Genomic DNA, 6,349 nt, shown 5'->3' on the forward strand with positions numbered 1-6,349 from the left:
CAGCCCCCGGCATACGAGGCCTCCTCGCGCCGGGACTTGATGCATTCGAAACTACCGATCGAACGTGAAAAGGAACGGAGGTAATCATATGCGAAAACTTCTGGTCATATCGGTTACGGTTGTGCCGGCTATGGCAACGACCGCCCTCGCGCAGCGAGGCGGCGGCTACCACGGCTGGGGACCGCGTGTCGGGCTAAACGTCAACCCTGACCAGGTGCACTTCGGCGCACACATTGATCTTGGCAACCTGTCCGATCGTTTGCGCTTGCAGCCAAATTTCGGAGTTGGGCTGGGAGATGACGTGACGGTCGGTGAGATCAATTTCGAGGTCAATTACCGTTTTCGCGGGAGATGGGATGTCTGGACACCGTATCTCGGCGGCGGCCTGGGCGTTCTGTTCTATGACCACGACAACGGCCGTCGCCATTATGACAACTCGGACACCGAGTTCGGCGCTACTTTTCTTGGCGGGATCGAGAAGGGCCTGGCCAGCGGTGATCGATTCTTCCTCGAGGCAAAACTCGGCCTGGTGGACACGCCCGATCTTAAGTTTCTGATCGGTTGGACCTTTTGGCGCTGATTAGCCGGTCCAGCGAATACCGGCCGGGGCCGGCGAGCAGGACAGCGGTAAACAATACCAGGTAGAGTACCGCCATCTCCTTTCTGCCCCAGGGATCGGCGGCATGGATTATCAGCGCCGCAGTGAGCATGACGATGATCACCGGAATGGTCGCGGCCCGAGTGAAGAGGCCCAGGGCCACCAACAGCGAGCAGAAGAACTCACCAAACACGGTGAACATCAGTGAAAAGTAGCTGCCCAGCCCGTAGGGATCGGCAAACTTGTCGGCCATCTCACTGAAACCGGTCAGCTTGCCCAGGCCGTGGCCGAACGCCATCATCAAACCGGCGGTTACGCGTGTCTAGAGTAAGCCAAAAGAGAGCGTCCGTCCCGAGGTCGCGCTTGCGTTGCGGCTCAAGAGCCAGTCGAGGATTCTATTCATGTGGTCAGGTCCTCTCGCTCACGTTCCCTTGCGGCAATGGCGCGCGCGCCATAGTAGCCTCTGCCGGCTCAAAGGTACGCTGCTGACGTGTGCAGCGCAAGAGGCCTGTGGGTCGCGCTCCGCGCATGGTACAATTATGCATGAAACCCGACATTGATTCTCATGCGAGAGATAATCACCCCACCCGCAAGCGGGTGGGTCACCCTGGCAAAGATGTTTCGCTCCATGCGCCTCACGGCGCGAGTCGTGTCAGTGCCTGCGTGTAAACCGAATCCAGCTCCTCAGGCCGTCGCACTGTGATTTCGAGATCGCGAAGAAAACCGTCGCGCAGGCCATAAATCCAGCCATGAATGTACAGCTCCTGCCCGCGCGACCAGGCGTCGCGGACGGCGGGCGTCAGGCCGACATTTCGCACCTGCTCGATAACATTCAGTTCGCACAGCAGCTTCCAACGGTCCTCATCAGAAGCAAGCGGGCTCAAAAGTTCGGCGTGACGGTCACGAATCTCCCAGATATTGGCGAGCCATTTGTCAACCAGCCCCAGACATTCGCCCCGCAGCGCCGCCCGGACACCGCCGCAGCCGTAATGCCCGCACACGATTATGTGCCTGATTTTGAGAATGTCCACTGCGAACTGAATCACCGAACCGCAATTGAGATCGTCTGCCGCCACGATATTGCCCACGTTGCGATGAACAAACACCTCGCCGGGCAGAAGGCCGGTGATCTGGTTGGCGGACACGCGGCTGTCGGAACAGCCGATCCACAGATACTCGGGCGTCTGGATTGCCGCCAGCCGGCTGAAGAACTCCGGGTCGTGCCGGGTGATGCTCTCGGCCCAGGCCCGATTGTTGGCAAACAAGCGTGAGAGGTATTTCATTCAATTACCGCCGTCGGTCCCGTGTCCAAAAATGGTCAGCGGCCACAAAATAGTCCCCGTTCAGGATGGCGTCACTCAAATAATGCCGGCACGAGTTGCCCGGACAATCGTGATATTTCAGGCAACCCCAAGATACTGCTTTTCACTCGGGCTCGGCCGCAGTACTTTTCAGGCGTCAAGGTCAGCCTACGGAAAGGTGAAGGTGCTCTATGAGAACGGTTTCAGCAGCCTGCATACTCGTTTTTGTCGCGGTGTCCACGGCTCTTTGCCAGACCCCGTGCGACGAAATCTCGAAACATCCGATCCGGTTTGCCATCCTCGGCGATCGCACAGGCGATCACCAGGAGGGGGTCTATGAAGCAGTCGTGGCCGAGGTGGAGCAGATGCGGCCGGATTTTGTCATGACGGTCGGCGATATGATCGAGGGGTACATCTCCGACACGGTCGAAATGAACAAACAGTGGGACGAATATCTCGGCATTGTGAAGCAGCTCACCATGCCGATCTACTTCACGCCCGGCAACCATGATATTACGTCGGACGCGATGGAGCCGACCTACCGCGCACGAGTGGCCGCGCCGTACTACTCGTTCGATCATCGCGGGATTCATTTCGTAATTCTCGATAACAGCCGCACGGAGAACCCGAGCGAGATCGACGAAGCGCAAATCACGTGGCTCAGGGAAGACCTGGCGAAAAGTAGCGCCGCCTGCTACACGTTTGTGTTTTTCCACAAACCGTTTTGGTATAAGACGCTCGGCGATGGTCAACCTGATGCCCTGCACGATATCTTCAACGTGAACGGAGTCGATGCCGTTTTCACGGGTCATTTTCATAAGTACTTCTCCGCGGAGTTCGACGGCGTGGTGTACACATCGATCGGCAGCTCCGGAGGCCAAACTGAGGAAAGCCCCGACGGATTACTGTATCACTTTGGCTGGGTGACGGTTGATGGCGACGGTGTGCACATCGGGCCGATCAAGAAAGACGCCGTGTTGCCATGGGACGTGCAGACGGTTGCCGGAATGCGGGCAGCCAACACCGTCAAGGAGTCCGGAATCACTTTTGCGCAGCCGGTCAGGCTTAGCAATGAGCTCGCCCTTGTCGACGGAACCGCTACAGTAGTTCTGAACAATCCGGTTATCGACGCCGCATGGAGCGACACACTGCGCTGGGAAACTCCGCAAGGGTGGACAATTACGCCGTCAATCTATCCGTTCACTATGGAGACCGGCGGATCTGTGACCGCACAGTTCACAATAAAAGCGGCGGACACGCTATATCCGTTGCCGACTGTATCAACGCGACTGCCGTATGGCGAGGGGCGCTCAACAAGGGTGTCTCAAGATCTGGAAGTCGCGCGCACCGCGTATTGCACGCAAGCGAATGGGCCGGTCGTGGTCGACGGCCAGTTGACGGAGGCGTGCTGGTCCAGGCCGGTGACTGCGCTATTCGGCAACGACGCGCTACCCTCAAAAGTTGATTCGACGGCTTTCTATTTCGCTTATGACGACGTCAGCCTGTATGTCGGCGTTTATTGCCGCGAGGCGAGCATGGATCAGTTGCGCGCCTCGATGACCGAGCGCGACGCTGCCGTGTACACCGAGGACGCGGTGGGCGTGATGATCCAGCCGCGCGCAGCATCTGCCGACGTGGCACAGTTCTATGTCAACCCGCTGGGGACTGTGTACGATCAATTGATCGAGCGGGCCAGCGACGGTTACTGGTCCGGCCGGAACCAGTGGAACGGCGAGATCGAGGTGAACGCAACGCGTGCCACGGACTCATGGGTAGTAGAGATGCGTATTCCGCTGGGGCAGTTCGACGCGCTGGGGAGCTCTACTCCCCAAAGCGGTGATCGCTGGCGCGTGCAGTTCCGCCGCAAACAGGCGCGCACTAACTCCGCCGCCGCCTTCCAATCCCCCTGGCAATACGACCCGACCGGCTTCGGGGAATTGGTGATGGAGTAGGGGGGATAACCGTTATTCCCAGGTTCGTGCCCTTTGCCATTCTCCGGCTTGACCGGAGAATCCAAGGGTTGTAGGGCGGGACCGCTTCGATCCCGCCTGCGAAGGTTTTTACACTTCTATTGTGACCAGAAAGTGATTGCTGAGAGCCACGGACAGATGTTCATTGTTGGGAGCGCGGTTTTTCCAGAATCTGGGTTGTAACAGTACATATGAAAGCTCCAAGGCCAGAAGCAACTGAAACACCGGTCGACTATGCCGATAGACTCGCGAACTGGTATGTCAGCCAATCTGGAGCAGTTGATCGTAAGACGCTCGGTCAGTATATGACTCCAATCAGTGTTGCCCGGTATATGGCCATCCAGGCCGGATCAGCTTCTGGAACAGTTCGGCTCCTTGACCCAGGTGCCGGCACTGGCATTCTCACTTGTGCGCTCTGCGAGTTCTTTGCAACCAGGCGTAACACGGTGCGACGGATAGAAGTGGTTGCATTCGAGATTCATTCCACTCTAGCACTCTTGTTGCAAAGGTCTCTGTGTTACTTAAAGAACTATCTTGCGGAACGAGGTGTGGATTCTTCTTTTCACATCGAGACGGCGGACTTTGTTCTTTCTCAGGCCCATGCGTTGGATGCTGGAGCGACGTTATTTGGCAGTCATGAACTGGATGCTTTTGACTTTGTGATAGCCAATCCTCCATACTTCAAGATTGCGAAGTGCGACCCGCGCTCGCAGTCTGCATTAGCAGTTGTGCACGGTCAACCCAATATCTATACCCTATTCATGGCCGTAGGTGCCTCGCTGCTACGGGAAAATGGGAGATTGATTACTATTACTCCAAGGAGTTTCGCTTCTGGCCCGTACTTTCAGCGTTTTCGAGAGTGGTTTTTTGAAAGAATGCAACCATGCTCTGTCCACATATTTCAATCAAGGAGAGATGCCTTTCGCCGTGATGACGTGTTGCAGGAAAATGTAATTCTGACCGCCACAAAGAAACGGGATTGGCTCAGGGGCAAGACCAATTCATTTCAGGTAACGATTAGTTCGTCTGAGGGGGCAAACGACCTGAAGAACCCTTCGAAGAATCGAGTCAGGATTTCGCAAGTCCTCATTGAGAATGGTCACGGCAAGGTCTTACGAATTCCGGACACAGGGGTTTCCGAAGCAGTTCGTGAGATTGTCAATGGTTGGCACGGAACACTCGCCGCTTATGGTCTTTGGATTTCCACTGGTCCAGTAGTTCCTTTTCGCGCCACCAACCTGCTATCGGACGGCGTAAACGATATGAAAGCGCACGCTCCACTTCTATGGATGCAGCATGTTGGCATGATGAATGTTACGTGGCCTCTACCGAATGTCCGAAAGCCACAGTTCATTAGTACGGGTCCTGAGGCAAGACGGCTCTTGGTTAAGAACGAGAACTATGTTCTGATTCGTCGATTCAGTGCTAAGGAGCAACCGCGGAGACTGACGGCTGCGCCGTATGAACGCACAACGCTGCGGACAGAAGTGCTTGGCCTTGAGAACCATCTCAACTACCTTTACCGCCCGCATGGCAAGCTTACGCCTGACGAAACTTGGGGACTTGCAGTGCTACTTAATAGTATGCTGCTTGATGTGTACTTTCGCAGTATCAATGGGAACACCCAAGTCAGCGCGACAGAATTGCGCCACATACCCTTGCCAGACCTGGACGCCATTCGTGAAATCGGGCAACGTGCCCGCCACACTGGCAGAATGCAGTGCAATGTGGACCAGGTAATCGAAGAAGTCTTGTGTGATAAGAGAATTCCCTCGTTGAAACGCGCAATCCATGTCCAAGATTAGAGAAGCTCAGGATATTCTAAAGACTCTAGGGTTGCCGCGAGGGCAGCAGAATGACATCGCCGCACTTACTCTGCTTGCCCTTTGCGGCGTCGGTACCAAGGTCCACTGGTCGAGCGCATCACGCACAAGTATGACAATCACTAAAGGCATCATGGCTTTCATCAAGGAGAAGTACAGGAAGGTGTATGCGCCGAATACTCGCGAAACGTTTCGCCGGCACGTGCTCCACCAGTTCGTTCAGGCAGGGTTGGTAGATTATAACCCAGACGAACCAGGGCTGCCAACGAACAGTCCGCGCGCGCATTACGCTGTCTCTCAGGCATGTCTTGCTGTAGTCCGTACATATGGCACCACTCGGTGGAAGAAAGCGGCGTCAGAGTTTGTGTTTTCTCAAGGGTCGTTGTTGGAAGCCTATCGAAAGAGCAGAACGACGCAGGGTGTTCCAGTTACGTTGCCAAATCGAGAAGTTGTTGTGCTATCTCCGGGCAAGCATAACCAGCTCCAGCGGGCGATCATCGAGGAATTTGCCCCTCGGTTTGTCCCAGGAGCTAGTGTCCTGCGTCTAACGCTTCTTTACATTTGGTTATTTTGTTCATGATTGATTGAACTGAGGCAGTCCAGACGAAGACCTTGGGATTCTGATTGTGCGATTCGATGTAACTGTTTATGGCTTTG

5 protein-coding genes and 1 pseudogene are annotated in these 6,349 nt (G+C 55.6%); 4 read left to right on the forward strand and 2 right to left on the reverse strand.

The annotated features are described in order from the left end of the window. Positions 1-88 precede the first annotated feature (88 nt). Entirely contained in the window at positions 89-580 is a 492-nt protein-coding gene (locus AB1772_09460) for a hypothetical protein (protein ID MEW5796576.1), read from the forward strand. On the opposite strand, the pseudogene AB1772_09465 reads toward AB1772_09460, so the two are convergent. Beyond that, positions 546-905 (reverse strand): annotated as a pseudogene (locus AB1772_09465) (DoxX family protein). The gene AB1772_09460 and the pseudogene AB1772_09465 sit on opposite strands and share 35 nt — an antisense overlap. Positions 906-1,233: 328 nt before the next feature. Then, positions 1,234-1,881, reverse strand: a complete 648-nt coding sequence (can, locus tag AB1772_09470; protein ID MEW5796577.1) for a carbonate dehydratase — start codon at positions 1,879-1,881, stop codon at positions 1,234-1,236. A 209-nt stretch (positions 1,882-2,090) separates the two neighbouring features. Between can and AB1772_09475 the strand changes: the two genes are divergently transcribed. The 3 genes from AB1772_09475 to AB1772_09485 all read left to right on the forward strand — a co-directional run bounded on the left by AB1772_09475 (position 2,091) and on the right by AB1772_09485 (position 6,272). Then, positions 2,091-3,851 (forward strand): metallophosphoesterase, encoded by a 1,761-nt coding sequence (locus tag AB1772_09475; GenBank protein MEW5796578.1) that lies wholly within the window; start codon positions 2,091-2,093, stop codon positions 3,849-3,851. A gap of 209 nt (positions 3,852-4,060) precedes the next feature. After that, entirely contained in the window at positions 4,061-5,674 is a 1,614-nt protein-coding gene (locus tag AB1772_09480) for an Eco57I restriction-modification methylase domain-containing protein (GenBank protein ID MEW5796579.1), read from the forward strand. Further along, positions 5,661-6,272 carry a BsuBI/PstI family type II restriction endonuclease gene (locus AB1772_09485; protein MEW5796580.1) on the forward strand — a complete coding sequence of 204 codons (612 nt, stop codon included), beginning with the start codon at positions 5,661-5,663 and terminating at the stop codon, positions 6,270-6,272. Before AB1772_09480 ends, AB1772_09485 begins: the two co-directional genes overlap by 14 nt. Positions 6,273-6,349 lie beyond the last annotated feature (77 nt).

This window comes from Candidatus Zixiibacteriota bacterium (assembly GCA_040752815.1).
Classification (GTDB): domain Bacteria; phylum Zixibacteria; class MSB-5A5; order GN15; family FEB-12; genus JAGGTI01.

Excerpts from the sequence above, each read along its gene's own strand:
- can (MEW5796577.1), bottom strand. The coding sequence starts at position 1,881 with ATGAAATACCTCTCACGCTTGTTTGCCAACAATCGGGCCTGGGCCGAG.
- AB1772_09475 (MEW5796578.1), top strand. The coding sequence starts at position 2,091 with ATGAGAACGGTTTCAGCAGCCTGCATACTCGTTTTTGTCGCGGTGTCC.
- AB1772_09485 (MEW5796580.1), top strand. The coding sequence starts at position 5,661 with ATGTCCAAGATTAGAGAAGCTCAGGATATTCTAAAGACTCTAGGGTTG.
- AB1772_09460 (MEW5796576.1), top strand. The coding sequence starts at position 89 with ATGCGAAAACTTCTGGTCATATCGGTTACGGTTGTGCCGGCTATGGCA.
- AB1772_09480 (MEW5796579.1), top strand. The coding sequence starts at position 4,061 with ATGAAAGCTCCAAGGCCAGAAGCAACTGAAACACCGGTCGACTATGCC.